This window comes from Acetobacterium bakii (assembly GCF_001263355.1).
GTDB lineage: Bacteria > Bacillota > Clostridia > Eubacteriales > Eubacteriaceae > Acetobacterium > Acetobacterium bakii.
Genome location: NZ_LGYO01000001.1, coordinates 1 through 25,002, shown reverse-complemented (window position 1 = coordinate 25,002; position 25,002 = coordinate 1). Strand labels below are relative to the sequence as shown.

The following is a 25,002-nucleotide window of genomic DNA, read 5'->3' as shown; positions in this document are numbered from 1 at the left end:
TTTTGTCTTTATTTATTTTGCCACGTAATGAATAATCGCCTCCAGAACGCCACCGCTGAGATTTCTGGCCTTATCTGAAATGGTATTACAATAGCCCGCATTGCCTCTCGGATCCACATCTGCAATTTTCATTCCCTTAAAAACACTGCTGCCATCAGCTATAATTCCCCGAACCACACCGGCGATTTTTGACATCACCTCCCTTCCGTCAATAACGGCCAGACAGTCTCCCGCTTTCACCACAGTTCCAATGTCCCTGACAATCCTGACAACTCCTGCTGATGGTGCACGGATAACCCGTTCATGGGTATACCCATCGATACTTCCAGGAACACCAGTGTTTTCGGCAGCTGCTCCTTTATAAATCACGCGGCCCAAATCGTGCCCGCGATTGGTTTCAATAACAGCATCCACATCCATCCCTGCAGTAAATCCTGGCCCCAATCCAATAACGATGGGCGCCATCTCACGGGTAGTTCCTATATTTTTTTTTGCCAAGATTGCATCCACCACTGCAAAGGGATTCAGTTTTTTTATCCATATTCCTTCCGGATCCACGCAGATGGGGATTTTTCCAGTCTCAAGCGCCTCTGCAATCTCTTGTTCAGTGTCGCAGCGGAGCGCCGTCAGATCTTCCACCGTCACTTCCCCCTCAGTCACCGCTGATGCAAAAGCCGCCCATCTTCGGATAACAGTGGGTTTTTCCGCTTCCAGAGCTGCCACTGCAAAGCCGCACTGATACAAACGGCAAATGGTACCGCTTGCAATATCTCCGGCGCCCCGTACAATGACAAGATTAGTATATTCACTGATATTTTTCGGCATAGTTCAATATCCTCCTATAGTCTGCTTTTGAATCCATGTCCATAATACAGGTCTCATCTCCCGGAATACGGATCACCGCTTCGGGATATTCTACAATAAGCCTCCGCCCCCCCATGTCGCCATTCTGGTTTTCAAGATAAGAAAACCATTTTGAACCGAATGCGACTGGATGTCCAATGATACCATGGTATTCTGGCAGAACGATGGCTTTTGGGTTTTCCTCTAAGATCCTAACAACATCGCAAATCAATCTGGGATTAGTAAGAGGATGATCCCCTAAGAATATCAAAATTCCCTGACAATATGAAAAATTAGAACGAAGATAAGCGATGCCCAATTGCAGAGATTCAGCTTGACCTTTTTCCGGCGATCGATTCAAAATAAACGATGTAATTTGGGGTAACTCAACTGCATCCCAAATCTCCTGGCGGGTAACCACAAGAAGCTGGTCTAACACATCATTTGGAATACGCGATATTGCGGCCTCTAAAACAGTGCCTTCTCCAAAAGGCAAAAGCATCTTTTCTGCTCCCATTCGAGAAGAAAGACCCGCTGCCAGCACAATGCCTGCTAACATTCAATTATCCTTCCTTTCATCATAAATTCAGGTTAATAAAGGGATACTATAACACTATGCTGCGTGCAAAAAACCATACAACACTGAATGCTGTAACCATTAATGAAGTAATTTTAATGTTGGGCAATTTTTTGTCGGTATTGATGTCAATAAAAAAGGTTGTCCATTCCATTGATCCATCCGATTACACCTTTACATATTATACTAAGATTTTTGGGTTAATTATAGGAAATGCAAATAGAAAACTTTGTAGTATTGCAATGCATTAATTGAAATCTCATATAAATAAAAATAAATTTTTATATTTTGGCATAATTCTCCTATTTTGGCAAAAAAATGTTATTTATTGTACTGCTCCCTATCGGAGGCAGTGATATCCGCAGGGATAAGAAATGGAAGAAAGAACAGAAGAAGAGGAAAAAAAACTGATTGAAATTGCCGGTACGGTAGCTTATCAAAAAAAGACTGCCTCGAAAGGCAGTCTTTTTATTTTTTCCAGGGTAATGCTTTAAATCGGTCCGGATATTTTCGCAGCAGCACAAGTCCGCCGAAGCCGACGATTACCAATATTAAACTGGCAAGCTGAGCTGTTCGGAGTCCCATAAACATGAGACTGTCCGTTCTTAGTCCTTCGATGAAAAATCGGCCAATAGAATATAAGCCAAGGTAGACAAAGAATAATTCGCCATTAACCTTTTTTAACTTGCTTTCGTAGAAAAACAGAAAGCCAAAGATACAAAAGTTCCAGATCGATTCATACAGGAATGTGGGATGAACCCGGATCATTCCCAGAACCGCATCATTCACAGTAATTGCCCAGGGCAAATCTGTTTGAACCCCATAAGCCTCCTGGTTGAAATAATTCCCCCATCGCCCAATGGCCTGCCCAAGGGGCAAACCAGGAATGATCATATCAGTAAAGCTCAGAAAATTAATCTTTTTAACCCGACACAATATATATCCCACAATTACCCCGGCAATAATTCCACCATGAATGGCTAGACCGCCATGCCAGGTGGCTAATATTTCCGTTGGATTGGCTGCATAGTAGCTAAAATTAAAAATAACATAGTAGAGTCGTGCACCGATCACCACTGCCGGAGTCATATACAGAAAGAAATCAAGAACAAGATCCGGGTCAATTCCATATTTCGGAGCACGTTTAATACCGATAAATAATCCGATGAGTAATGCGGAAGCGATGAGAATCCCATACCACCGCACATCAAATCCAAATGCAGAAAAGGCTATAGGGTCCAGTGCTTGCATGATTAGAGGATGGTTGCCATTTGGCCGTTTCTGGCGCCGGCAGCATTTCCTTCTTCTACATCAAGATGCATATCCAGTTTAAATTCCGGATGAACACGTACTAACACATTATTTAGGATTAAGCCGCGAGGACCATCCAATTGAACTGAAACAATATCTTTGTCCTTTAATCCAAAAGCAGCGCCTTCTTCAGGACTCATATGAATATGACGGGCAGCAACAATGGCTCCACACGGAATTTCAACTTCTCCGACCGGTCCTACTACTTTTACGCCTGGAGTATCGGCAATATCGCCTGAATTTCTAAGCGGTGCTTTAATGCCTAAACAAAAACCATCGCCAATGGAAACTTCCAACTGAGTCTGTGGTCGAACAGGTCCCAGAATTCGAATCCCTTTGATGGTAGACTTAGGTCCAACAACATCAACCTTTTCTTCAGCTGCAAATTGTCCCGGCTGTGATAAATCCTTCATTGGAGTTAATTGGTAACCTTTTCCAAATAAAACCTCTAAATCTGCCTGTGATACATGAATATGTTTGTTTGATAGCCCAATGGGCACTTTTCGTTCCATATTATTTCTCCTTACTTAAATATATTTTTAACAATCTCCATTTTAACCAATAAACCTTAAAATGTTAAGGCAATATTTTGTTCTCTTTGCTTTTTTTGTCTTTTTTTATTTTTTGGCTCAATTCCAGCATTTCCTGGGCGTGTTCCCAGGTTTTTCGGGTAACCTCTGCTCCGCCCAGCATTCGGGAAAGCTCTTCTTTTTTACCCTTTTCATCCAAAGGCACAAAACTGACGTCAACCGATGCTTCCCCGGTGCGTTTTTCCACCATAAAGTGCTGATCTGCCATGGCCGCAATTTGCGGTAAATGCGTAATACAGATAATTTGTCGGCCTTTTGGCGGGGTCGCCGATAAAGCCTGGATTTTCTCGGCTACCACCTGAGCCGTCCGTCCGCTGATTCCGGTATCGATCTCATCAAAAACCATGGTTTCAATGGCATCCATACTCCCAAAAATACTTTTGATGCTCAGCATAATTCGGGATATTTCACCACCCGAAGCAATTTTTCCCAAAGGCTTTGGCAGTTGACCAGGATTAACCGAAATTAAAAACTCCACAATATCCTGTCCTTTGGCACTGATTCGCTGGGTATCATAATCTACTAAAATTTCCACCTGGGCTTTTTCCATGGCCAGATCCTGCAATTCATTTTCCAACGATTTTTTTAGGTTCCCGCCAGATTTTACTCGAAGAGCATGAAGCTGTCTGCCAATCTCAGAATACTTTTTCCGGGTTTTCTCTAATTCTTCATAATAGGACTGAAGATTTTCATCACGGTTAAGCAGATTTGTCAGTCGTTCGCTAATAGTATCCGCGTAAGCCAGAATCTCAGAAATATCCTGGCCGTATTTTCGTTTCATCCGACTGATGAGAGCAAGCCGACCTTCAATTTCATCCAAGTCACCAAGATTAAATTCCAGATCCTCCAGATAGCTTCTGATTTCAAAAGAAAGACTTTCAATCTCACTGAATACACCATTTAATAATTCCAGCTTTGGCAAAAAACTATTATCAATTTTAGCAATTTCCGAAATATTTTCCTGAAGCTGCCCCAGCGCATCAATAATCGGGGTCTGCTCCGGCCCTTCGCCCCGCAACAGTTCATAGGCCCCATTGATGTTTGAAAAAAGCCGTTCTCGGTTTTCAAGAATCCGTTTCTCACCTTCAAGACGCTCATCTTCGCCAATTTCCAATCCTGCTTTTTCAATTTCATCGATTTCAAACTGGAGGGTTTCTTTTTCCCGTTCCAATTCCCGCTCATTCACTTCCAAATCATCGATTTGAATTTGAATATTTTTAAGCGCATTGGCGTAAGAAGCAATTTCTTTAAGATATTTTTGGCTTTTCTCTCCGCCGAAAGCATCCAGCAGCTGGCGATGATTATCCCGCTGAAACAGGGATTGATGTTCATGCTGGCCATGGATATCCATTAAACTGTTCCCCAGGGTTTTAAGCTGCGAGACCGTGATGATGATGCCGTTGGCCCGGCATAAATTACGACCATGACTATCCATTTCCCGGGTTAAAATTAATTGACCATCCTCAATGGGTACACCAAATATACCACATCTTTCTAAAATCTCAGATTGATCGCTGATATCGAAGAGTCCCTGAACAATCATTTTAGTTTCACCCTGGCGAATGTTGCTTTTATTCCCACGGTTCCCAAGCACCATTGACAAAGCATCAATCACAATGGATTTGCCGGCACCGGTTTCACCGGTTATGACATTCAGGCCATTGCTAAAATCAACGCTTAAATTTTCAATCAGTGCATAGTCTTTGACAACGAGATTTCTCAGCATCGGAAGCCTCCCTTATTTCATCAGCTTTTTAAACTTGCCGACAATTTCCGGCACAATGTCACGGTTGCGGATTAAAACAAAGATGGTATCATCCCCGGCAATAGTACCCACCACTTCCGTCCACTCCAGGCCGTCAATGGCCAAAGCCGCAGCCTGGGCCATGGCCGGCAGGGTTCTTAAGACAATATTGTTTTCAACATAATCCACGGTTAGAACCGATTCTCTAAAAACCGCAGTTACCCGTTCATTGTAAATGGCACTCATATCTTTCAGCGGTGCATAATGCGAAATCCCATCGTTGCTCATTACCTTGATTAGCTTGAGCTCCTTGATGTCCCTGGAAATCGTTGCCTGAGTCACGGCAAAGCCAATATCCTTGAGGGACTGAGCAAGTTCTTCCTGGGTTTCAATCACTTTACTTTCAATTATTTCGATTATTTTTAATTGTCTTGCAATTTTCATTTTTCCCCCCGGTAGTCATTTTAACGTTATACTATATCATTGGACAGTTTCACTCGTAACCGATCAAAATAGCTCATTTTATTGAGCCGAATCAGCCTTGTGGAATAAATTGATTTTTCAACCCGAACCCCATCCTCGGGTTTTATGGCCACATTGGTTTGTCCATCCAGGATGACCATAATTTCTTTTTCCCGGTCGCCAAATTCCAATGTGATCACTTCATCCCCGGGCAATACATATGAACGGTCATGGAGCCGGTGAGGGCAGATCGGATTAAGAATCATCACATCTGTTTGCGGCGCCACCACCGGTCCTCCAGCTGCCAGTGAATACCCGGTGGAACCGGTAGGGGTTGAAATAATGAGGCCGTCTGCCCGGATGGTATCAATGGTGGATCCACTGGCGTTAGCCTGGATATCCATCATCCGAAAACCCCGACTTTTCACCAGCACATCATTCAATGCCACGTATTCCCGGGAACATTCATTCTCTTTCTTAATGGTACAGCTTAGCATCATCCGCTCTTCGATGTAATAATCACCCTTGGTGAAACTCTCCAGGGTTTCCTCATAATGATTGGCCTCACCCTCCGTTAAAAAGCCCAGCTTGCCCAGGTTGATCCCAAAAATCGGGACTCGGTAAAAACAGCATTGCCGGGCGACCGATAATAAGGTGCCATCACCGCCGAGCACCAGAATGCAATCCGGCTTTCTGAAAAATACCCCTTTTGAATAATAATTCACCAATTCATTCTCATACTGAATTTGGCCTCTAAGCAAAGCAATTTTAAATCCCCGATTCAACAAAAACTCAATGCAATTTTTACCTAAAACCTGGCTGTCCGGTTTTTCCATATTAAAGTAAATGCCAACTTCTTTAGTGTAATAATTCACCACATTCACATCCTATTCGGCTAATGGTTCCTTTTTCTTTCGACAGTTTTCATGGGCTATTTTTACTACGTTTTCAATCTTTTGGGACCATTCAAATTCGCTATCTGTTTGTTTATTTTCAACGAAAACAAGAAATTCAATATTCCCCTTTGGTCCCTGTATCGGCGAATAATCCAGACCCTTCACCGTAAAGCCATGCTGATCAATGGCCGTCAGCACCTGTAATAAAACATCTTCATGGATTTTTTTTTCCCGGACCACACCGTTTTTGCCAATCCGCCCACGGCCGGCTTCAAACTGCGGTTTAATCAGCCAAATACCCAGGGCCCCGGGTTTCATAACGGCCTGAATGGCGTCAAATAATTTTATAATGGAAATAAAAGACACATCCATTACGGTGCCATCCACCATTTCTGGGAAATCGTCCCCGGTGAGATGGCGAAAATTGGTGCGCTCCATGGAAACCACCCGTTCATCATTGCGCAGTTTCCAATCCAGCTGACCATAGCCAACATCCACAGAATAAACCTTTTTGGCCCCGTTTTGCAGTAAGCAATCGGTAAATCCCCCGGTTGAAGAGCCAATATCGATGAAGGTATTCCCGGCAACCGGCAATGAAAATGTCGCCAGCCCTTTTTCCAGCTTTAAACCACCCCGGCTCACATAGGGCATATCACTGCCCTTTATCAGAATCGTCGCTTCAGTGTCCACAAGGTCTCCGGCTTTATCCTTGATCTGCTCATTCACCTGAATAAGCCCTGCCATAATTGCTTTTTTGGCTCGCTCCCGGGTGTCAAAGTGACCCTGGGCAACTAATAATTTATCTAAACGTTCTTTCAAATTTTCCTCTTTTCCTTTTGTGGTTTTCATTTTTTTATTCTTTGCCTCTAATGGCTATTTTAACACTGGCAATGATTACCGATAAACCATGAATAATGCTGGTGCCGTTTTTCATGGCAACATCTTTTCCCAGCGCTTTTCCCCCAACGGTAAAACAGGCAACAACGCTGCTGAGAATCAGTGTCATCAACGCCACGTTCATGAGTGGGTAATGGTTCCCCAGCTGAATCACAATAGTGATGCTGATCACCCCGCTGACGATGCTGCAGATATCCCCAACCACATCATTACAGAAGTTTGAAACCCGGGAGGCATCTTTAACAAGCGCTACCGATGTTTTTGCGCCCTTTATTCTTTTGGATGCCATCGCATTAAATGGTTCGATGCTCACCGCCGTTACGGCAATGCCGACAATATCCGAAAGGATACCCAGGCTGATAATAACCAGCAAAATAATAAATGCAGCAAAAATAGGTGTATTGGATAATAAAACATCCGAAATATAACTGATGAGCAGGGTCATAAAAAAAGTGGCGATTGTAATATTAACAACCCACCGACGATGACGCTTCTCTTTTAATTCTTTTTTTGTTAATTTTTTTTTCATGAACACTCCTGGGTCAATGACTATTTATACATTATTATACAACAAAAGGAACTATGAAACATCATAATTCCTCAAATAATTTATTATAGCAGATGGCAGCACGATAAGTAAACTTTGCGACTTAGGTCCAGCAGGATTTCCCAATGCACGACTGGGACGTCGCCGTCCCAGCGGTTTCCCTTTATTATGCATTTTGCATTGTCGCCATATGCAAGACTGAATTACCACTGAGTGCACACCATAATCCCCATCATACTTCTTTCGAACAGCCTAGGAGTTTTCCTCGGCAACACAAATCGACCCTTAGCCTCTTTTGCAGATTAGGTTTCGAATAGCAATATTTCTAAGCATTGGGCCCAATTAACTTATGAAACTGTCAATCCATCCACCTAAGCCACTCAAGGCAGGCTACACTGTTGCAGTATCTCCTCGCGGTAACACGTTCACAGGTTACTCCCGCAAATGCGGGTCTCCACGGAGGCAGGGTCAACGCCCGCATGCCATTGCGGATCGCCCCATCCTCCTTAACCCCCTGAATCAGCCCTCAACTGGGCGTCAAAAGCCAAAACAAGGGACTTCATCGATATGCCCTTCGACGGATTTTTAGGCCCGCCCTGAAGGTCGACAGTGCCGACTAGAATACTGCACCACCTGATATACTCTTATTATAACATAGCTGTTTTTCCAAAACAAGAAAACGCCTTTTAATTTCTCCGGGTGCAGATATACTCTGCCAATTCCTGAAGAAATTTTGTTTTTTGCCCAATCGGCTTAAGCATCTCTAAAGCTTCCGAATGCAATTCAGTCACCCGAATTTTAGAAGCCTCCAATCCATACAAGGTCACAAAGGTTGATTTGTGATTTTTTTCATCACTGCCAATGGGTTTGCCGAGATCCCCCACATTACCTTCAATATCCAGAATGTCATCGACAATCTGAAAAGCCAGACCGATATGATGACCATAGGTCGTTAATCGGCCCCTGGTTGCGGGCTCTGCATCTGCAATGATACAGCCACAATCCACCGCGGCTTCCAGTAGCGCACCGGTTTTATGCAAATGAATATAATCCATTTCATCCATGGAAATAACCCGATTTTCGCTTTGCATATCCGCAACCTGGCCACCGATCATGCCGGAAATACCGGAAGCACTCATAATGGTCTTCATGGCATCAATGTATCGAATCAACATTTCACCATAAAGACCTTCCGCACCCTGAAGCATGGTTTCCATGGCATAGTTAAGCAGTCCATCGCCGGCCAGTATGGCAATGGCATCACCATAAACCTTATGATTGGTGGGTTTTCCCCGTCTTAAATCATCATTATCCATGGCTGGCAAATCATCATGAATCAGCGAGTAGGTGTGAATCATTTCGATAGCCAGAGCCAGTGGCATCACCACCGCCACATCCCCGTCCAGGGATCGACAGGTTTCAATCATCAGCATCGGTCGCAGCCGCTTACCGCCGGCCTGAAGGCTATATTTCATGGATTCCAAAATCACCGGGGGAATATCCGGGGTTTGTTGGAAGGCCGCCTCCAGATTCTCGTTGATTCGCTTTACCTTCTCCTTCAATGCTGATTCAAAATCTAACACTAGCTAATTCTCCCTTCAAAATCTTTTTCCTCACCATCAATCAGAACAAGAATTTTTCCTTCCAGGGAATCCAAATCTCCGGTACATTCTTTAACGAGTTTCATGCCCTCTTCAAACAACTTAATGGATGCTTCAATTTCCTGATTTTCACCTTCGAGAATCAAAGCAATTTCTTCCAGTCGACTTAATTTTGCCTTTAATTTTTTTACTGCCATTTTAATTCTCCTTTATCGATTCAATTCGTACCGAAACCAAACCATCCTTAAAGCGTAGGCTCAGGGATTGGTCAGGCGCAAGGTCCTTAACAGTTCCAATGGGTATGCCCTTGCCGTCAGTCACCAGTACATACCCGCGCTTAAGAACATTGGTGGGGTTAACCGCGTCAAGCCTGGCTTCCAGGTGTTTAAGCTGTTGCCGGTTGTCTTTGATCATGACCTTCATTGAACGCAGCATCTTTTCCTGGACAACATCCAGACTGATGCGTATTTCATCAATTCGCTGCCGGGGGTGAAAACGCAAAAGATCCTTATTGAGCCTAAAGAGGACTTCCCGATTTTGATTGATCTGGATCTTCATGGCCTGGATCATCCGGTTTTTCACCTGATCCAGACTCTGGATCAGATTTCTGGTTTCCTCTGCCACCAACTCTGCCGCGCCAGAGGGAGTGGGGGCACGCAGATCAGCAACAAAATCGGCGATAGTAAAGTCAATTTCATGGCCCACCGCCGAAACAATGGGCAGTTCGGATTCAAAAATTATCCGGGCCAGGTTTTCATCATTAAATGCCCAGAGATCTTCAATGGAACCGCCGCCGCGACCAATAATAATAACATCAACTGTCTTTAAAGCATTAAATGCCTTAATCCCGGCAATAATATTGGCCGCTGCCGCCTCACCCTGGACCAGACTGGGATAAAGCACAATATCCATCATCGGATTTCTTCGTTTAATAATGGAAATCATATCCTCAACCGCCGCACCGGTTGGCGACGTGACAATGCCCACCCGGCTGATGGTAACCGGCAGCTTTTTTTTGTGCTCGGGATCAAAATAGCCCTTCTTCTCAAGGTCACCTTTTAAGGCCAGATAGGCCTGATACAAATCCCCCTGTCCCTGGGGTTCCATGGAACGTACCGTAATCTGGTATTGACCGCTGGGCGGGTAAACCCCAAGGCTGCCCCGAAGGGTGACCTTCAGCCCCTCTTTTGGTACAAATTTAATACCCATGGCCGCGTTTTTAAACATTACACAGTCAATTTTGCTGGCTGGATCCTTTAACGAAAAATAAAGATGTCCCGAAGCCGCCCGTTTAACATTGGACAATTCTCCCTGGATCACCAGATTTTTTAAAAGACTGTTGCTTTCCAATAAAGTTTTAAGAAACTGATTTACCTCGGTAACACTTAAGATTCTAGGATTTTTCATGGAGACTGCCTCCTGTAATTTTATAATGATCCATTCCCAGCAAGGCATTGCCCAGGGCATTATCCCGGGCATAAATACCTGGTGAAAAATGAAGGGCTAATCCGGATCTTCCCAGTTCCTTGAGGAGAATGCTTTTTATAATCTGATTCGACATCACTCCTCCGGAAAATAAAACAGACTGAAAGGATTGGGTTTCTCTGCAGCGGGAGATGGATTTTGACAGGGTTTTAGCAATGGCCTTGAGCAGACTGTAGGCCACCTCGCTGGGATCCACCCCTTTATTTAAATACTCTTTGGCCTGGTTTTCCTGACCGGAAAAATGGAAATTCATACCATCCATTGTCGATGGAATAATACAGTGTTTCCCCTGATCATGATCGATGGCTTTTTGCGCCAGCACTTCCAATGCCTTCCCGGCGGGAAAAGCACATCCCAGCAGGACCCCGATCCGATCAATGAGTTGACCGGCGTTGAGATCCAGTGTTTTGGCCATGATTTCGCAGCGAAAACCGATGCCTTCCCTAGTTGCCAAAAGGATTTCAGAAGTTCCCCCGGAGAAATGAACCGCACAAAAAGGATCCTTAAGGACTGGCGAACCACTTCCGAAAATGGCGGCCCGAAGATGATTTTCCTGGTGGCTGACCGTCACTAAATCGGCATCTAAAACGCCGGCCAGAGATTGGCCAAGGGATTTCCCGGCTCGGAAAACAGGCATATAAGAATCAGGTAATGGCCGTGGTCGGTCCGAAAAACATACAACTTCAATTTCCCGGCCTCGGGGCAGGTCTTTTAAAAGAAGGGGCAAATTATTGACATGCTGAAAAAGAGCATCCGATTGGCGAAGCCCTCTTTCTCCGGACTTCACTTCCAATAGGATACCCTGGTTATAAATAACTGTTTCGTTTTGATCCACCAGGGCAACCGAAGTGGTGTAATTACTGGTATCAATTCCCAGACTAAGGGCACTCATTGAGTCCATCCTTGACAATCTTATTTAGAATACCATTGACGTAATTTTTACCATCCTCATCCCCATACAATTTGGTAAGCTCAATGGCTTCATTGATGACAACCTCAAATGGGGTCTTTTCTTCCATAAACATAAGCTCACAGATGGCCAGCCGCAGGATTGATTTTTCTATCTTGGGGATGCGATCAATTTTCCAGGTACTCTTTAAGTAATCATTTAAAATGTCATCAATTTCTGAAAGATGTTCCTCAGTGGTTTCAATCAAGGTTTTCCCGTAACCAAGATCCAGTTCACTATCTTCTAAAAAATAAGCAACGCTTTCTTTAAAATCCCCGGATTCATTATGAAAGTCTAATTGGAACACACCCTTCAGGGCACTTTCCCTTTCTTTTTTTCGACTCATGCGTTCTCCTTCTTTTTTCGTGTATATTTCATGAAGTTAATTAGAAAAAATGTCTTTATTCAAAACTTCAAAAAGAGACTGTTACAAAACTCTGATTAAGCATCCGTATGCAAGACATTCATGAAAGCCTTGCATAAACGGGTGCTTAGCTAGATTCAAAAAAACCATCATGCGGTTCTTTTTTATTTTGCAACAGCCCCTGTCCTGTAATTTTTTTGAAAGAGTCCTTAAATACCTGAACCTTCGATTCTTACATTAACCGCGGCAATTTCCAGGCCTGTCATGGATTCAACCGATTCTTTGATTTTTGCCTGGACTTCTTTAGAAACTTTGACAATATCAACTCCGGCTGCGGTAATTAAGTAAACCCCAACCAAAAGCCCTTCGGGCTCATGGCTGATCTTTACGCCCTTTACAGTGGGCGTTATCGAAAATTTCTCGATGATCTCATCGGTTATTCTCAATGACATCCGTTCAACACCATCAACTCCTGTTGCCGCTAAGCTAACAATAGAGTAGACCATTTCATCCGAAATCTCCGGATACTGGCTGTTTCTGGTTTCTTTTTTCATTTTATTCTACCATAAATCATTATACTTCCTGATGGCAGTCACAACCGTCTTCGCCACAGCAGGAGATTTCTTCTTCCAGACGAAACGGTTCCCCACATTCAGGACAGATAACAGCATTCTTTTCAAAAGCATCAAACTCAGTAATATAGACATTCCCACATTCCGGGCAGACAACTTCGTAAAAATCTTCATCGTCGAATTCAAATTCTTCATCATCGTCTTCTAAAAGACCGTCTTCATCGAGAATGAATTCTTCTAAATCAGTCAGATCGTCATCAACCATTTCAACATAGGCTTCCAGTTCTTCCTGAGCTTCGGTTAAGCCATCTAAGGCATCTACAATGTCTTCAAGGATATCCAATACCTGGACTAAAATCTTGCCTTCATTTGAACCTTTGTCCAAATCCAAACCATCCATAAGCCCCTTGGTGTAAAATACTTTTTCATTAATATATTTCATTTTTATACCCTTTCCATGTACTCTCCGGTACGTGTGTCAATTCTAATGACATCACCCTGTTCAACAAAGAGAGGAACAGTAATGACAGCACCTGTTTCCACAGTTGCAGGTTTATTGGCGCCGGTAGCGGTATCGCCTTTAAATCCTGGATCTGTTTTAACAATTTCCAATTCAACAAAATTTGGTGCAACCACTGAAAATGCAATGCCTTTTAATGAACGAACGGTGGCATTATCATTTTCTTTCAAATATTTCAATGCTTCTTCAACCTGTTCGAAATTTAAAGGTATTTGCTCAAAGGTTTCCCCATCCATAAAATAGTACAGACCGCCATCTTCATAGAGATATTGCATTTCTCTGGTTTCAACCTGGGCTTTGGGATATCTTTCTGTAGGGTTGAATGTTTTTTCAACCACAGCTCCCGATCTTACATTTCTAATCTTGGTACGTACAAAGGCTGCGCCTTTTCCTGGCTTAACATGTTGAAATTCGATAATGCTAAATACATTGCCATCCATTTCAAAGGTTACACCTTTTTTGAAATCACCTGCTGATACCATATTATACCTCCGCTATGGGTTTGTTTTCTATCTATAAATATTTATTTTTCTATTTTATCACAATTTTCTTTATGCGTCATCAGTATTTATGAATTATGATTTCTTTTCTATATGTTCTCCAACAAGACATCGTACATGACTGCCAAGATCATAATGCTTTTCGATATTGGCATAGCCATGTTTTACCAGCAGATCAATAACCGACACTTCCTGGTCATCCCCGATTTCCAGGGCTAAAATCCCTGGCGTTTTGAGATAATCCCTGGCTTCAGCAATGATCCGCTCGTAAAAATCCAGTCCCGAACTACCGCCATCCAGTGCTAAATGGGGCTCATAGTTTAAAATATCCGGTGCCAGAGCCTGCATATCCATCCTTTTTATATAAGGAGGATTTGACACAATGACATCGAATTTTTCATCCTTTGGCAGTGCCGCAAATAAATCTCCCTGATAAAGGGTGACCGCCCCTTTAACCAGTTGCTTTGCATTAGCCCCGGCAACCCTTAGCGCTTCTGTTGAAATATCCCCCAGGGCAATCTCACCCTGGGGATAAAATTTTTTCAGAGCGATGCCAATGGCCCCACTGCCGGTACAGAGATCAAAGATCTTGGCACCCTTTGGGTAATCATTCGTCAGCCGTTGAATCAGATATTCCACCATGGGCTCGGTATCCGGCCGGGGAATGAGAACATCAGGACTCACTTCAAAGCTCATTCCCATAAATTCCTTTTTACCGAAAATATATGCCATCGGTTCATTTTCACACCGTCGTACAAGCCCCTTTAAATAGGCCTCTTTTTGAAGCTGATCCACCTTTTCCTGGGGATGCGCATAAAAATAAACGCGATCGCAATCCAAAATATAACTTAGCAGTATTTCCGCTTCCAGTCTGGGATTTTCAACGCCAGCCTTTTTCAGAATAGTTGTCCCAAAATCTAAAATTTCCTTTACATCCATAGGTTTACCCCGATATTTAATAGTTTATTTTATATCCTAATTGTTTGTTGAAACAATTATTTCCCCAAATTTAAAGCATCAAACTGCGATTCAACTTTCTGACTACTTCCCGAGGGATAGCCAAATAAGTGTCTGCACTCACCGGGCTCGTTGCTTTCGCGCAAGAAAAAAGCCGGTTGCAAGAACCGACTTTTTTTGTTATTCTTCTGAATCGCTTTTATTGAATCTTTTGTTAAATCGATCAACACGACCACCGGTATCAATAAGTTTTTGTTTTCCTGTAAAAAATGGATGACAGGCGGAACAAATTTCTACTTTTAATTCAGGTTTAACTGAACCAGTTTCAAAAGTATTTCCACATGCACATTTAACTATTGATTTTTTGTAATTAGGATGAATGCCTTCTTTCATCGAATTCACCTCGCTTCTTCTTTATTTTATAGGGCTTTGTTATTTTATCAACTGAGCTATTATATCAAAGATTTCTTAAAAGATCAAATATTTTGTGCATTATATTTATCAATAAATTTTTTCAAAAATTCCTTGTTGTCTTTTGTCCGTTCCAGAATCGAGATAATCTTATCGGTGAGATCTGAAACCGTAGTTCCCTTGTACAACTTACGGATATCGAAACTCACCTTTAATTCCTGAGGTGTGAGCAGCATCTCCTCCCGACGTGTTCCTGAACGGTTAAGATTAATGGCAGGATAAATCCGCCGTTCGGCCAGTTCACGTTCGAGATGCAGTTCCATGTTGCCGGTACCCTTGAATTCTTCAAAAATCATATCATCCATGCGGCTTCCGGTATCAACCAGCGCCGTTGCTAAAATAGTCAGACTGCCACCTTCTTCAATTTTTCGGGCTGAACCAAAAAATTTCTTGGGGAAATAAAGGGCTTCGGGATCAAGGCCGCCGGACAGTGTCCGCCCTGACGGCGCCACCACCAGGTTGTTGCCCCGGGTAAGACGGGTGAGACTATCCACCAGAATCACCACATCCTTCCCCTGTTCTACCAGGCGTTTGCCGCGCTCAAGCACAATTTCCGCCACCTTAATATGATTTTCAGGTGGCTGATCAAAGGTGGAATAAACAATATCTGCATCAATGGAACGTTTCATATCCGTAACTTCTTCCGGACGTTCGTCTACCAGCAGGATGATCAATTCAATTTCCGGATGATTCTCGGTAATCCCGGTGGCAATTTCCTTCAGCAGAATAGTCTTCCCGGCTTTTGGCGGAGCCACAATCATACCCCGCTGGCCTTTTCCCACCGGCGAGAAGATATCGATCATCCGGGTCGAAATTACGTCCCGACTGGTTTCCAGAGTAATTCGTTCCACCGGGAAAATAGGTGTCAACCGTTCGAATTTCGGACGATTGGCTATTTTTTCCGGAATATCCCCATTCACAGTTTCAACATAAAGCAGCGCATCAAACTTTTCGCTTTCGCTGGATAGTTTGATCTTGCCTACGATTTTATCGCCGGTCCGCAGATTAAACCGGCGGATCTGGTTAGCTGCCACATAAATATCATTGTCCCCGGACAGATAATGATTCGTTCGCAAAAACCCAAAGCCATCAGGATTTACATCCAGAATACCTTCCTGGGAGGTTTTAAAGCGTTCCAGATCCTTTTTATCATCCACATAGAGCATGCTGTTGATTTTTTGGATAATATCCGCTGTTTTGGTGCCGTTGACCTTTTCCAGAAAAAGCATGGCCGAATATTTTTCCCCTGTTTTAGGTGGCCGTACCTTGCCGCTGAGCACATCGCCGGTTTCCAATTTGAATTTTTGAATTTGAGAACCTGAAATATAGACAAACTCCTCAGTGGAATTCATATCTTTGTTTTTTACAAAGCCAAATCCTCCGGGAAGCACTTCCAGAATTCCTTCCACAACCACCACATTCTCCATAGAATCTTTAATTTTATAATAGGGTGACCGTCCGTTTTCGCCGCCGCCAGATCCCGTCTGCTGATGAGTGGCTGAAACCGTTTTTCGTTCCAGGGATTTTGCTTCAAGAGGCTTAGCACTTTCCGGGCTTTCGACCTTTTGTTTTTCTTCAATAGCTTCGATCAGTTCCTCTTTTTTTAAACGACTGATTTTTTCAATTCCCAGTGTTTCCGCTTGTTTACGCAATTCAACAACGGTTGAATTCTCCAATGATTTTTTGTCCAATTCCTGCCTCCGTGGATATTTTTTATTCTTATTTGAATTTAGATTAAAGATGTCTAAAACAGAATGTGAAAATAAAGTAGATTGAATAATGATGAATATTTCAGAAAATATTATGTCTTAATGTACCATAAATTGCAACAATTGTCAAAACAATCTCTTGTGGATGATTGCTTTGCCAATTGTTTTGATTATCTTTTAGTTTTCTTCCATGATGGAGATCATAATGGCATTTTCCACCCGTCGCCGCTCAATTTCACAGCTGACATGATGGGGTTCCATAATCGTTCCGTTGAAGTTAAAGGCATTGGCATGACAGCCGCCGCCACAGAAATATTTTGCCCAGCATTCCTGGCATTTTTCTTTTTCAAGCAGATTTCCCGCATCAAAGATTTTTTTGATATTGCCGTTGGTAATGCCATGGAACACATCGCCCATTTTGAATTCCTCTTTGCCGACAAATTGGTGGCAGGGATAAATATCACCTTCCGGAGTCACCGCCACGTAATCTTTTCCCGCACCGCAGCCGGAAAGTCGTTTGTAAACACAGGGGCCGTGATCCAGATCCACATTGAAGTGAAAAAAATTGTAATCAAGACCCTCTTCATGACGTTTTAAATAGGTTAACGCTAAATCGTCATACTCTTTTAAAATAATCGGAAGGTCCGCTTCCGTAAGGGCGTAATCCATGGATGCATCCGCAACCACCGGCTCAACCGAAATACTCTTAAACCCTTCCTCTGCTAAAAACTGAACATCTTTGGCAAAGTCAAGATTATTGCTGGTATAAGTCCCCCGGATATAATGATCCTTATCCCCGCGCATGGTGGCCATTTTTTTAATATTGTCGATGATCACATCATAGGAACCCTTGTCATTGACGGTTTTTCGCATTTTATCATTGACTTCTTTACGACCATCCAGGCTCAGCACAATATTATCCATAGTTTCATTGAGATACTCCATGGTTTCCGGATTCAGCAAAACACCGTTGGTGGTCATGGTGAACTTAAAAATCTTGTTGTTTTTCGCGGCAGCTTCATTTCCGTAAGTCACCAGTGCTTTAACCACATCCAGATTCATCAGCGGCTCACCGCCAAAAAAATCCAGCTCCAGGTTCTTGCGATTTTTTGATTGTTCAATAATAAAATCAATGGCTTTTTTTCCGATTTCCAAAGGCATCAACAGCTTTTCACCGTCAAAATCCCCCTGGGCCGCAAAACAATACTCACATTTGAGATTGCAGTCATGGGCAACATGGAGGCAGATAGCCTTGATTAGATCCTCATTGGCATAGTTTTCCCGCACATATTTCACCTCGGTGAACAATAGTCCCCGGGCTTTAAGCACTTTAATCTCTTCCAGGCTTTCCAAAATGTCAGCGGCGGGATATTCCCCTCCAAACCGCACAAGAATTTCCTCACTCGATTTATTTTCACAGATATCCAACAGCCCATAGGTCAAATCATCAACCGTCAGCACCGTGCTGGTGTCCACATCCAAAACTATATTAAGTCCGTTAAGCTGATATTTATGTAACATTATTTCTCCTTTTTTATCATAAAATGATTAGCAATTGCAAATAATAAACAAGCCTGAAGTGCTTCACTGTGGGTTTATATAATCAATTTTGTAACGTCGAGGCGAACATCTCGCAGAGTGTCCGCCGTAGAGTGGAAAAATTGTTTTATATAAACCAACAGTGAAGCTCACCAAACCTCTGCTATCACATAATCATAAAAAGAGGCCGTCTCATTTGAGACAGCCCCTCATGCTTTTGCGTTTTATTTTTCGGTGGTTTGTTTGCATTTTTGATTTCCGACGGTACAGGAAGTCTTACAAGCTGACTGACAAGAAGTTTGACATTCCCCACAGCCTTTGTTTTTTACATCGGTAAGGGTTCCCTCTTTAATTACTTTAATGTGCTTCAAATTGTTCACTCCCTTCTAAAACGAGATTCTTATTTCTTTTCTTTTGAACTGATGGAATCATCAGCTTCGTCGATTTCTTCATATTCAGCATCAACAACTTTGCTGTCGTCAATGATCTCTTCATCCAATTCTTCAAAAACATCCTCTTCAGCTGCAACAGCATCCGCGGATTGCACAACCTTGGAAATGGCTGATTTTGCAATTAAAGCCTTATTGTAATCCGGCAATAATTCGATTGTAACATTTTCCTCACCAATAGCATAAATAATTCCATAAAAACCACCAATAGTGATGATTTCGTCCCCTGGTTTCATGCCCGAACGCATTTCTTGAATTTCTTTCTTTTGTTTGTTTTGTGGTCTAAGAATAAAGAAATAAAAGAATACAAGCACTAAAATCAATGGAAGAATCAAAGTAAAATCAATTCCAAACATTCACATTCTCCTTAATTTTTATTTAGCAATGCCATATTTTTCAAAAAAAGATTCTTTGTAAGCCAGTAAGTTATCATTCATAATGGCTTCCCGAATTCTCTTCATCGTTACAAGTGTAAAGTATAAGTTATGATATGTCAATAACCTTGCGCCTAAAATTTCATTGCATTTGATTAAATGTCGGATGTAAGCCCGGGTATAGTTTCGACAAACGAAACAATCGCACTCAGAATCCACTGGCGTAAAATCTTCTTTGTAGGTTGCATTACGGATAACAACTTTCCCATGGCTGGTGAAGGCGGTGCCGTTTCTGGCAATTCGGCTTTGCAGTACGCAGTCAAACATATCAACCCCCCGGATAACCCCTTCAAAAAGAGCATCCAAAGATCCCACCCCCATTAAATACCGGGGTTTATCCTTGGGCAATAAGGGCACCGTGACATCCAACATCCGATACATCACATCCTTAGGCTCGCCAACGCTGAGTCCCCCGATGGAATAACCGGGGAAATCAATTTCGGTTAACTCTTTAACACTTTGGGCCCGCAGGTCTTCATACATACCGCCCTGAACAATCCCGAACAAGGCCTGATCCTCAGGGCGTTTATGGGCATCCTTACAACGTTTTGCCCAGCGGGTAGTCATTTCCAATGATTTCTTGGTGTAATCGTAATCCGCCCCGGCCGGAGCGCATTCATCAAAACACATAATAATGTCCGCACCGATGGAGTTTTGCATATCAATGGCTTTTTCCGGGGTCATAAAATGTTTCGATCCATCAATATGTGAAATAAATTCAACACCCGCTTCGGTGATTTTTCTTAAGTCATTTAAAGAAAATACCTGAAATCCACCGCTGTCCGTTAGAATCGGCCGATCCCAATTCATAAATTTATGGAGTCCCCCGGCCTTTTCCATAATTTCCTGACCGGGACGCAAATACAGATGATAGGTATTGCCCAGTATAATGTTGGCATCCATGGCAACCAAATCCTCAGAAGTCAGGGATTTCACCGTTGCCTGGGTTCCCACCGGCATAAAAATCGGCGTATTGATAACCCCGCGCTTAGTATGAATCTTACCCAGCCGGGCCCCGGTATCTTTGCATTCTTTGATCAATTCGTAGCGAAATTCACTCATTCTTTTCTCCTAAATTAAACTTTGTTTTAGTATGTTATTCAATATACATCGCGTCACCGAAGCTGAAGAAACGATAGCCCCAGTCAATGGCAGTTTCGTAGGCGCCCATCACGGCTTCCCGATTATAAAAAGCGGACACCAGCATCAGCAAGGTTGACTCTGGCAAATGAAAATTGGTTATTAAGGCATCCACCACAGCCCAAGTATAACCCGGGTAAATAAAAATATCCGTAACCCCGGCGTAAGCCTTGATCTCGCCGCCATGGAGCCTGGCATTGCTTTCCAGGGTTCGCACCGAGGTGGTTCCCACGGCAATGACCCGGCCGCCATTGGCTTTGGTGCGCTTAATGGCTTTAGCGGTTGCCTCGGAAATTTCATAGTACTCTTCATGCATGTGATGGTCCTCAATCACATCGCATTTTACCGGCCGAAAGGTACCAATCCCCACATGAAGGGTCACCTCGGCGGTTTCCACACCCATGGCCTCAATTTTTTCAATCAGATCCGGTGTGAAGTGCAACCCCGCCGTGGGTGCCGCCGACGAGCCTTCGTGTTTGGCATAGACGGTTTGATAGCGGTTATTGTCTTTGAGCGTTTCATGGATATACGGCGGCACCGGCATTAAGCCGATCTCATGGATGATTTCTTCGAAAATTCCGGTATACTCAAAGCTGATGGCCCGCAGACCGCCTTCTCTAGTGCCGGTGATTTCCCCTTTAAGGTCAGCACTGAAAACAATTCGGGCGCCCACCCGGGCCCGCTTGCCGGGCTTAACCATGATCTCCCAATCGGTTTTTGACAAGTGCCTTAAAAGCAGAATTTCCACCTTGCCGCCGGTATCTTCCCGGTGTCCGAAAAGACGACCGGGCAGTACCTTGGTGTTGTTCATAACCAGCAAATCGCCCGGGCGCAGATAATCGGTAATATCAGAAAAATGGCGGTCTTCAATGGTGTTTTTGTTTCGATTAAGGACCATTAATCGGGAATCATCTCGTTTTTCCAGAGGGCATTGAGCAATGCGATCCTCGGGAAGGTCAAAGTGAAAATCAGTCTTATTCATTGGTTTCTTCCTCGTTGCTATAAAAATTTATTTTAATCTGATCTGGGTCAGCTTCTTTTTTTAATAAAATTTCCAGTCCCAAATGGACGTACCCGCGACTGGTAACCATCCGACCTCGGGGGGTTTTAGACAGAAAGCCCAGTTGGATCAGATAAGGCTCGTAGACCTCTTCAATGGTGTTCTTTTCTTCGCCAATGGCCGCCGCGAGGGTATCCAGGCCCACCGGTCCACCGTCAAATTTCTCAATAATGGTAATCAGCATGGTTCGGTCAATCTGATCCAGTCCCACCGCATCCACTTCAAAAAGATCAAGAGCTTCTTTGGTGATTTTTAGATCAATGATGCCCTGGCCTTCAATTTCGCAATAATCTCGTACCCGCTTTAACAGACGATTGGCGATTCGTGGCGTGCCCCGGGAGCGAACGGCCAGTTCAACCGCCCCCTCATCATCCATTTCAACCCCGATAATGCCAGAGGACCTGCGGATAATGGTAGCTAATTCCACCGGATTATAAAGCTCCAGCCGCTGAATCACCCCAAAACGATCCCGCAGCGGCGACGTCAGCAGCCCGACCCTGGTGGTGGCGCCAATCAGGGTGAAGTGGGGAAGCTCCAGACGAATGGACCTTGCCCCTGGTCCTTTGCCAATAATAATATCCAGGGCATAATCCTCCATGGCCGGATAAAGCACCTCTTCAACCGTTCGTTGCAGGCGATGAATCTCATCAATAAAAAGGATATCCCCTTCCTTTAAGTTGGTGAGAATGGCGGCCAGATCGCCGGCTTTTTCAATGGCCGGACCGGAAGTGGTTTTAATCCCCACCCCCATTTCCCGGGCAATAATATTCGCCAGGGTTGTTTTGCCCAGACCCGGTGGTCCGTAAAGCAGCACATGATCCAGGGACTCCTCCCGTTTCTGGGCGGCTTTAATAAAGATTCCCATTTGTTTTTTGACCCGTTCCTGGCCAATATATTCCTGTAACCCTTGAGGTCTTAGGGTTTTTTCAATTTCAATATCGACCTCTGTAAAATCAGAAGTAATAATCCGGTCTTTCATTTAATTACCGTCCCTTCAATGGATTTTGCGATCTCAGCGCGCCGGTAATTAAATCTTCCAGACTGCTGTCAGGCAGATACGCCCGGGCCACCATTTCCGAAGCCTCGGAAATACTGTACCCCAGTCCCACCAGTCCATTGACAGCCTCACTGGCGATACTGCTCAGCGCTTTGGCTCCGCCGATGGGCAGATTCAGGGGGGCGTAATCCTTATAACGATCCCGCAGCTCCAAAATAATGCGATTGGCGGTTTTTATGCCGATTCCCGGCGCTCTGGTAATGCTTTTTGCATCGTCGCTGATAATATGCGTAATCAGCTCATCCCGGCTGAACTGGGATAACAATCCAATCCCCGCCTTGGGCCCGATGCCGGAGATCCCGATAATCGTCCGAAAAATTTCTCGCTCGTCCGTTGTTGCAAACCCATAAAGCGCCACTTCATCATCCTTAATGACCTGATGAAGGAAAAGCTTAACCTCACTGTGAAGGCTCGGCAACTCATTAAGGGTATTCGCCGAAACTTTGACCTTGTATCCCATATGATGCAAATCAATGACCACATAATCCAAGGCCTGTTCCTCCAGGCTCCCGATCATATATTCGTACATAAGCGCTCCTTATATTTAAATCTTATTTTAGGCAATTGCATACCTTATCTATTGTACCAAAAAAATATAATAATACAATAAAAAAAGCACCCTGAGGTGCTATCCCAATGTGCCGTACTTCATTTTTGACGCCCTAGCGAAAGCTAGGTGGGTGTCTTGTCATCGGTTTTTGTTTTCCACTGGTAAAACGCGGCCTAACATCTGCGTCTGAACAATCAGACTCCCTGAGTATTGATGTAGGTTCAAAAACAAAGTAAAAACGAACACTTTGGGATACGTTCATTATACACATTTTTCATGGAAATTGAAAGGATAATTTTATTTTGTTAAGAATAACATCAAGTTCTTCTCTAATTAAGAATATCCAGAGCCGACCTGATATTATCCACCGGTATAATCTCCATGCCTTTAAGGCTGATGCCTTTCTGGTTTCCTTTGGGAATAATACAGCGTTTAAAGCCCAGCTTCAAACCTTCCATCAGACGTTTGTCGATGTGCTGGATATTGCGGACCTCGCCGGTCAGACCAACCTCGCCCAGGATCATTAAATCCCCGGGAATCTGAAAATCCCTAAGGCTCGAATAAAGCACCGCCACAACTCCAAGATCCAACGCCGGTTCATCAATTTTAATGCCGCCGACGACATTAATGTATGCATCGACGGTTTGCATCTGGATCCCCAGACGTTTTTCCATAATCGCCATAAGCAGAACCATCCGGTTGTAATCCATGCCCGTGGACATCCGCCGTGGATTTCCAAAACCCGACGCGGAAACCAGACCCTGAAGCTCGATGAGTAATGGGCGCGTCCCTTCCATGCAGGGCACCACAACCGATCCACAGGTATTTTGCGGGCGGCTGTCCAGCATCATTTCCGATGGGTTCACCACGGTTTGGAGACCATTTTCAGTCATTTCAAAGATGCCGATTTCATTGGTGGAGCCAAAACGGTTCTTGACCCCCCGCAGGATGCGGTAGGTGTGATATTTTTCACCTTCAAAGTACAGCACCGTATCCACCATATGTTCGAGTACCCGAGGTCCAGCAATGCTGCCGTCCTTGGTCACATGACCAACCAGAATCATGGAAATATTGTCTTTTTTGGCAATCTGCATCAGCGCCCCGGTATTTTCCCGAATCTGGCTCACACTTCCCGGTGCAGACGTAATATCCGGGCTGTACATGGTTTGGATGGAATCGATGATCACAATATCCGGCCGTTCTTCCAGAATAATACCTAAAATATAAGGAATATTAATTTCCGAAAGAAAGTAGATGTTTTCGGACTTGACCTGCATCCGCTCTCCCCGCATTTTTAATTGCTGTTCGGATTCTTCCCCGGAAATATACAATATCTTATGGCCCTGATTGCCCAGAGCTTCGGTGGTTTGCAGCAGCAGCGTGGATTTCCCGATTCCCGGATCCCCGCCCAGCAGAATCATCCCGCCGGGAACAATGCCGCCGCCCAGAACCCGATCCAGCTCTTCATTCATAGTCGGATAACGCTTATCGCCGATATAGCTGATCTCAGACAAAGGTTTCGGTTTCGAATAAACGCCTCGTTCCCGGGTATTTTCTTTGCCCGCCGCTTTCGAAAAGTCAACTTCCTCCACCATGGTATTCCATTCGCCACATTCCGAACATTTTCCCATCCATTTAGGCGACTCATGTCCGCAGTTCTGACACACAAATATACTTTTTTTCTTAGCCATGGGTGCTGCTCCTTGCATTAGATTGCATTATTTTAACAATAGCGAAATTCAAAAGAATCGAACAATGCTCGCTTTGATGTCAGTTTT

28 protein-coding genes and 1 other RNA gene are annotated in these 25,002 nt (G+C 43.8%); all 29 read right to left on the bottom strand.

Annotation, left to right across the window (positions count from 1 at the left end; genetic code table 11):
- Positions 1–12: 12 nt before the first annotated feature.
- The 29 genes from yqeB to radA all read right to left on the bottom strand — a co-directional run bounded on the left by yqeB (position 13) and on the right by radA (position 24,915).
- Complete coding sequence (gene yqeB / locus AKG39_RS00140; protein WP_050738330.1) at positions 13–825, bottom strand: selenium-dependent molybdenum cofactor biosynthesis protein YqeB; 813 nt, start codon at positions 823–825, stop codon at positions 13–15.
- Positions 806–1,402, bottom strand: a complete 597-nt coding sequence (locus tag AKG39_RS00135; RefSeq protein WP_050738329.1) for a nucleotidyltransferase family protein — start codon at positions 1,400–1,402, stop codon at positions 806–808. Before AKG39_RS00135 ends, yqeB begins: the two co-directional genes overlap by 20 nt.
- A 486-nt stretch (positions 1,403–1,888) precedes the next feature.
- The gene (gene lgt / locus AKG39_RS00125) at positions 1,889–2,671 is read right to left on the bottom strand and encodes a prolipoprotein diacylglyceryl transferase (protein ID WP_050738327.1); all 783 of its coding nucleotides are present in this window, start codon (positions 2,669–2,671) and stop codon (positions 1,889–1,891) included.
- A gap of 2 nt (positions 2,672–2,673) precedes the next feature.
- Complete coding sequence (pduL, locus tag AKG39_RS00120; RefSeq protein WP_050738326.1) at positions 2,674–3,243, bottom strand: phosphate propanoyltransferase; 570 nt, start codon at positions 3,241–3,243, stop codon at positions 2,674–2,676.
- Positions 3,244–3,307: 64 nt separating this feature from the next.
- Entirely contained in the window at positions 3,308–5,047 is a 1,740-nt protein-coding gene (gene recN, locus AKG39_RS00115; protein ID WP_050738325.1) for a DNA repair protein RecN, read from the bottom strand.
- 12 nt (positions 5,048–5,059) lie between these two features.
- Complete coding sequence (locus AKG39_RS00110; RefSeq protein ID WP_050738324.1) at positions 5,060–5,509, bottom strand: arginine repressor; 450 nt, start codon at positions 5,507–5,509, stop codon at positions 5,060–5,062.
- A 26-nt stretch (positions 5,510–5,535) separates the two neighbouring features.
- The gene (locus tag AKG39_RS00105; protein ID WP_242852521.1) at positions 5,536–6,402 is read right to left on the bottom strand and encodes an NAD(+)/NADH kinase; all 867 of its coding nucleotides are present in this window, start codon (positions 6,400–6,402) and stop codon (positions 5,536–5,538) included.
- A gap of 12 nt (positions 6,403–6,414) precedes the next feature.
- Positions 6,415–7,272 (bottom strand): TlyA family RNA methyltransferase, encoded by an 858-nt coding sequence (locus AKG39_RS00100; RefSeq protein WP_050738323.1) that lies wholly within the window; start codon positions 7,270–7,272, stop codon positions 6,415–6,417.
- Positions 7,273–7,276: 4 nt separating this feature from the next.
- Entirely contained in the window at positions 7,277–7,849 is a 573-nt protein-coding gene (locus AKG39_RS00095; protein WP_050738322.1) for a hypothetical protein, read from the bottom strand.
- Positions 7,850–8,553: 704 nt separating this feature from the next.
- The gene (locus tag AKG39_RS00090; protein WP_050738321.1) at positions 8,554–9,450 is read right to left on the bottom strand and encodes a polyprenyl synthetase family protein; all 897 of its coding nucleotides are present in this window, start codon (positions 9,448–9,450) and stop codon (positions 8,554–8,556) included.
- Positions 9,450–9,665, bottom strand: coding sequence for an exodeoxyribonuclease VII small subunit (gene xseB, locus AKG39_RS00085; protein ID WP_050738320.1), 216 nt, complete (start codon positions 9,663–9,665; stop codon positions 9,450–9,452). The genes AKG39_RS00090 and xseB overlap by 1 nt, the downstream gene beginning before the upstream one ends.
- A gap of 1 nt (position 9,666) precedes the next feature.
- Positions 9,667–10,875 (bottom strand): exodeoxyribonuclease VII large subunit, encoded by a 1,209-nt coding sequence (xseA, locus tag AKG39_RS00080; protein ID WP_050738319.1) that lies wholly within the window; start codon positions 10,873–10,875, stop codon positions 9,667–9,669.
- Positions 10,862–11,845, bottom strand: coding sequence for a Kae1-like domain-containing protein (locus tag AKG39_RS00075; protein ID WP_050738318.1), 984 nt, complete (start codon positions 11,843–11,845; stop codon positions 10,862–10,864). Before AKG39_RS00075 ends, xseA begins: the two co-directional genes overlap by 14 nt.
- On the bottom strand, positions 11,832–12,248 hold the full coding sequence (nusB, locus tag AKG39_RS00070; RefSeq protein ID WP_050738317.1) for a transcription antitermination factor NusB: 417 nt from the start codon (positions 12,246–12,248) through the stop codon (positions 11,832–11,834). The genes AKG39_RS00075 and nusB overlap by 14 nt, the downstream gene beginning before the upstream one ends.
- Before the next feature lie 227 nt (positions 12,249–12,475).
- Positions 12,476–12,820: an Asp23/Gls24 family envelope stress response protein gene (locus AKG39_RS00065; protein ID WP_050738316.1), complete on the bottom strand. Its 345-nt coding sequence runs from the start codon at positions 12,818–12,820 to the stop codon at positions 12,476–12,478.
- 19 nt (positions 12,821–12,839) lie between these two features.
- The gene (locus tag AKG39_RS00060) at positions 12,840–13,280 is read right to left on the bottom strand and encodes a CD1247 N-terminal domain-containing protein (RefSeq protein ID WP_050738315.1); all 441 of its coding nucleotides are present in this window, start codon (positions 13,278–13,280) and stop codon (positions 12,840–12,842) included.
- Between the two features lie 2 nt (positions 13,281–13,282).
- The gene (efp, locus tag AKG39_RS00055) at positions 13,283–13,840 is read right to left on the bottom strand and encodes an elongation factor P (protein ID WP_050738314.1); all 558 of its coding nucleotides are present in this window, start codon (positions 13,838–13,840) and stop codon (positions 13,283–13,285) included.
- A gap of 93 nt (positions 13,841–13,933) precedes the next feature.
- Positions 13,934–14,797: a peptide chain release factor N(5)-glutamine methyltransferase gene (prmC, locus tag AKG39_RS00050; protein ID WP_050738313.1), complete on the bottom strand. Its 864-nt coding sequence runs from the start codon at positions 14,795–14,797 to the stop codon at positions 13,934–13,936.
- A gap of 198 nt (positions 14,798–14,995) precedes the next feature.
- Positions 14,996–15,208, bottom strand: a complete 213-nt coding sequence (gene rpmE / locus AKG39_RS00045) for a 50S ribosomal protein L31 (RefSeq protein ID WP_050738312.1) — start codon at positions 15,206–15,208, stop codon at positions 14,996–14,998.
- A gap of 83 nt (positions 15,209–15,291) precedes the next feature.
- A complete protein-coding gene (gene rho, locus AKG39_RS00040) occupies positions 15,292–16,977 on the bottom strand; it encodes a transcription termination factor Rho (RefSeq protein ID WP_050738311.1) in 1,686 nt (561 codons plus the stop codon).
- A 195-nt stretch (positions 16,978–17,172) separates the two neighbouring features.
- Positions 17,173–18,516, bottom strand: coding sequence for a thioether cross-link-forming SCIFF peptide maturase (scfB, locus tag AKG39_RS00035; RefSeq protein ID WP_050738310.1), 1,344 nt, complete (start codon positions 18,514–18,516; stop codon positions 17,173–17,175).
- Between the two features lie 242 nt (positions 18,517–18,758).
- Positions 18,759–18,905, bottom strand: a complete 147-nt coding sequence (scfA, locus tag AKG39_RS19225) for a six-cysteine ranthipeptide SCIFF (protein WP_083439330.1) — start codon at positions 18,903–18,905, stop codon at positions 18,759–18,761.
- 29 nt (positions 18,906–18,934) lie between these two features.
- Positions 18,935–19,339: a preprotein translocase subunit YajC gene (gene yajC, locus AKG39_RS00030; protein ID WP_242852520.1), complete on the bottom strand. Its 405-nt coding sequence runs from the start codon at positions 19,337–19,339 to the stop codon at positions 18,935–18,937.
- Positions 19,340–19,357: 18 nt separating this feature from the next.
- Positions 19,358–20,479: a tRNA guanosine(34) transglycosylase Tgt gene (gene tgt / locus AKG39_RS00025; protein ID WP_050738309.1), complete on the bottom strand. Its 1,122-nt coding sequence runs from the start codon at positions 20,477–20,479 to the stop codon at positions 19,358–19,360.
- Positions 20,480–20,513: 34 nt separating this feature from the next.
- Positions 20,514–21,539, bottom strand: a complete 1,026-nt coding sequence (gene queA / locus AKG39_RS00020; RefSeq protein WP_050738308.1) for a tRNA preQ1(34) S-adenosylmethionine ribosyltransferase-isomerase QueA — start codon at positions 21,537–21,539, stop codon at positions 20,514–20,516.
- Positions 21,532–22,596, bottom strand: a complete 1,065-nt coding sequence (gene ruvB, locus AKG39_RS00015; protein WP_050738307.1) for a Holliday junction branch migration DNA helicase RuvB — start codon at positions 22,594–22,596, stop codon at positions 21,532–21,534. The genes queA and ruvB overlap by 8 nt, the downstream gene beginning before the upstream one ends.
- 4 nt (positions 22,597–22,600) lie before the next feature.
- Positions 22,601–23,203 carry a Holliday junction branch migration protein RuvA gene (ruvA, locus tag AKG39_RS00010; RefSeq protein WP_050738306.1) on the bottom strand — a complete coding sequence of 201 codons (603 nt, stop codon included), beginning with the start codon at positions 23,201–23,203 and terminating at the stop codon, positions 22,601–22,603.
- A 97-nt stretch (positions 23,204–23,300) separates the two neighbouring features.
- A non-coding RNA gene (gene ssrS, locus AKG39_RS19220) (6S RNA) lies at positions 23,301–23,481 on the bottom strand.
- Between the two features lie 72 nt (positions 23,482–23,553).
- A complete protein-coding gene (gene radA, locus AKG39_RS00005) occupies positions 23,554–24,915 on the bottom strand; it encodes a DNA repair protein RadA (RefSeq protein ID WP_050738305.1) in 1,362 nt (453 codons plus the stop codon).
- Positions 24,916–25,002 lie beyond the last annotated feature (87 nt).

Coding starts and splice junctions, on each gene's coding strand:
- yqeB (WP_050738330.1), bottom strand. CDS start 825: ATGCCGAAAAATATCAGTGAATATACTAATCTTGTCATTGTACGGGGC.
- AKG39_RS00135 (WP_050738329.1), bottom strand. CDS start 1,402: ATGTTAGCAGGCATTGTGCTGGCAGCGGGTCTTTCTTCTCGAATGGGA.
- lgt (WP_050738327.1), bottom strand. CDS start 2,671: ATGCAAGCACTGGACCCTATAGCCTTTTCTGCATTTGGATTTGATGTG.
- pduL (WP_050738326.1), bottom strand. CDS start 3,243: ATGGAACGAAAAGTGCCCATTGGGCTATCAAACAAACATATTCATGTA.
- recN (WP_050738325.1), bottom strand. CDS start 5,047: ATGCTGAGAAATCTCGTTGTCAAAGACTATGCACTGATTGAAAATTTA.
- AKG39_RS00110 (WP_050738324.1), bottom strand. CDS start 5,509: ATGAAAATTGCAAGACAATTAAAAATAATCGAAATAATTGAAAGTAAA.
- AKG39_RS00100 (WP_050738323.1), bottom strand. CDS start 7,272: ATGAAAACCACAAAAGGAAAAGAGGAAAATTTGAAAGAACGTTTAGAT.
- AKG39_RS00095 (WP_050738322.1), bottom strand. CDS start 7,849: ATGAAAAAAAAATTAACAAAAAAAGAATTAAAAGAGAAGCGTCATCGT.
- xseB (WP_050738320.1), bottom strand. CDS start 9,665: ATGGCAGTAAAAAAATTAAAGGCAAAATTAAGTCGACTGGAAGAAATT.
- xseA (WP_050738319.1), bottom strand. CDS start 10,875: ATGAAAAATCCTAGAATCTTAAGTGTTACCGAGGTAAATCAGTTTCTT.
- AKG39_RS00075 (WP_050738318.1), bottom strand. CDS start 11,845: ATGAGTGCCCTTAGTCTGGGAATTGATACCAGTAATTACACCACTTCG.
- nusB (WP_050738317.1), bottom strand. CDS start 12,248: ATGAGTCGAAAAAAAGAAAGGGAAAGTGCCCTGAAGGGTGTGTTCCAA.
- AKG39_RS00065 (WP_050738316.1), bottom strand. CDS start 12,820: ATGAAAAAAGAAACCAGAAACAGCCAGTATCCGGAGATTTCGGATGAA.
- AKG39_RS00060 (WP_050738315.1), bottom strand. CDS start 13,280: ATGAAATATATTAATGAAAAAGTATTTTACACCAAGGGGCTTATGGAT.
- efp (WP_050738314.1), bottom strand. CDS start 13,840: ATGGTATCAGCAGGTGATTTCAAAAAAGGTGTAACCTTTGAAATGGAT.
- prmC (WP_050738313.1), bottom strand. CDS start 14,797: ATGGATGTAAAGGAAATTTTAGATTTTGGGACAACTATTCTGAAAAAG.
- rpmE (WP_050738312.1), bottom strand. CDS start 15,208: ATGAAAGAAGGCATTCATCCTAATTACAAAAAATCAATAGTTAAATGT.
- scfB (WP_050738310.1), bottom strand. CDS start 18,516: ATGTTACATAAATATCAGCTTAACGGACTTAATATAGTTTTGGATGTG.
- yajC (WP_242852520.1), bottom strand. CDS start 19,339: ATGTTTGGAATTGATTTTACTTTGATTCTTCCATTGATTTTAGTGCTT.
- tgt (WP_050738309.1), bottom strand. CDS start 20,479: ATGAGTGAATTTCGCTACGAATTGATCAAAGAATGCAAAGATACCGGG.
- queA (WP_050738308.1), bottom strand. CDS start 21,539: ATGAATAAGACTGATTTTCACTTTGACCTTCCCGAGGATCGCATTGCT.
- ruvB (WP_050738307.1), bottom strand. CDS start 22,596: ATGAAAGACCGGATTATTACTTCTGATTTTACAGAGGTCGATATTGAA.
- ruvA (WP_050738306.1), bottom strand. CDS start 23,203: ATGTACGAATATATGATCGGGAGCCTGGAGGAACAGGCCTTGGATTAT.
- radA (WP_050738305.1), bottom strand. CDS start 24,915: ATGGCTAAGAAAAAAAGTATATTTGTGTGTCAGAACTGCGGACATGAG.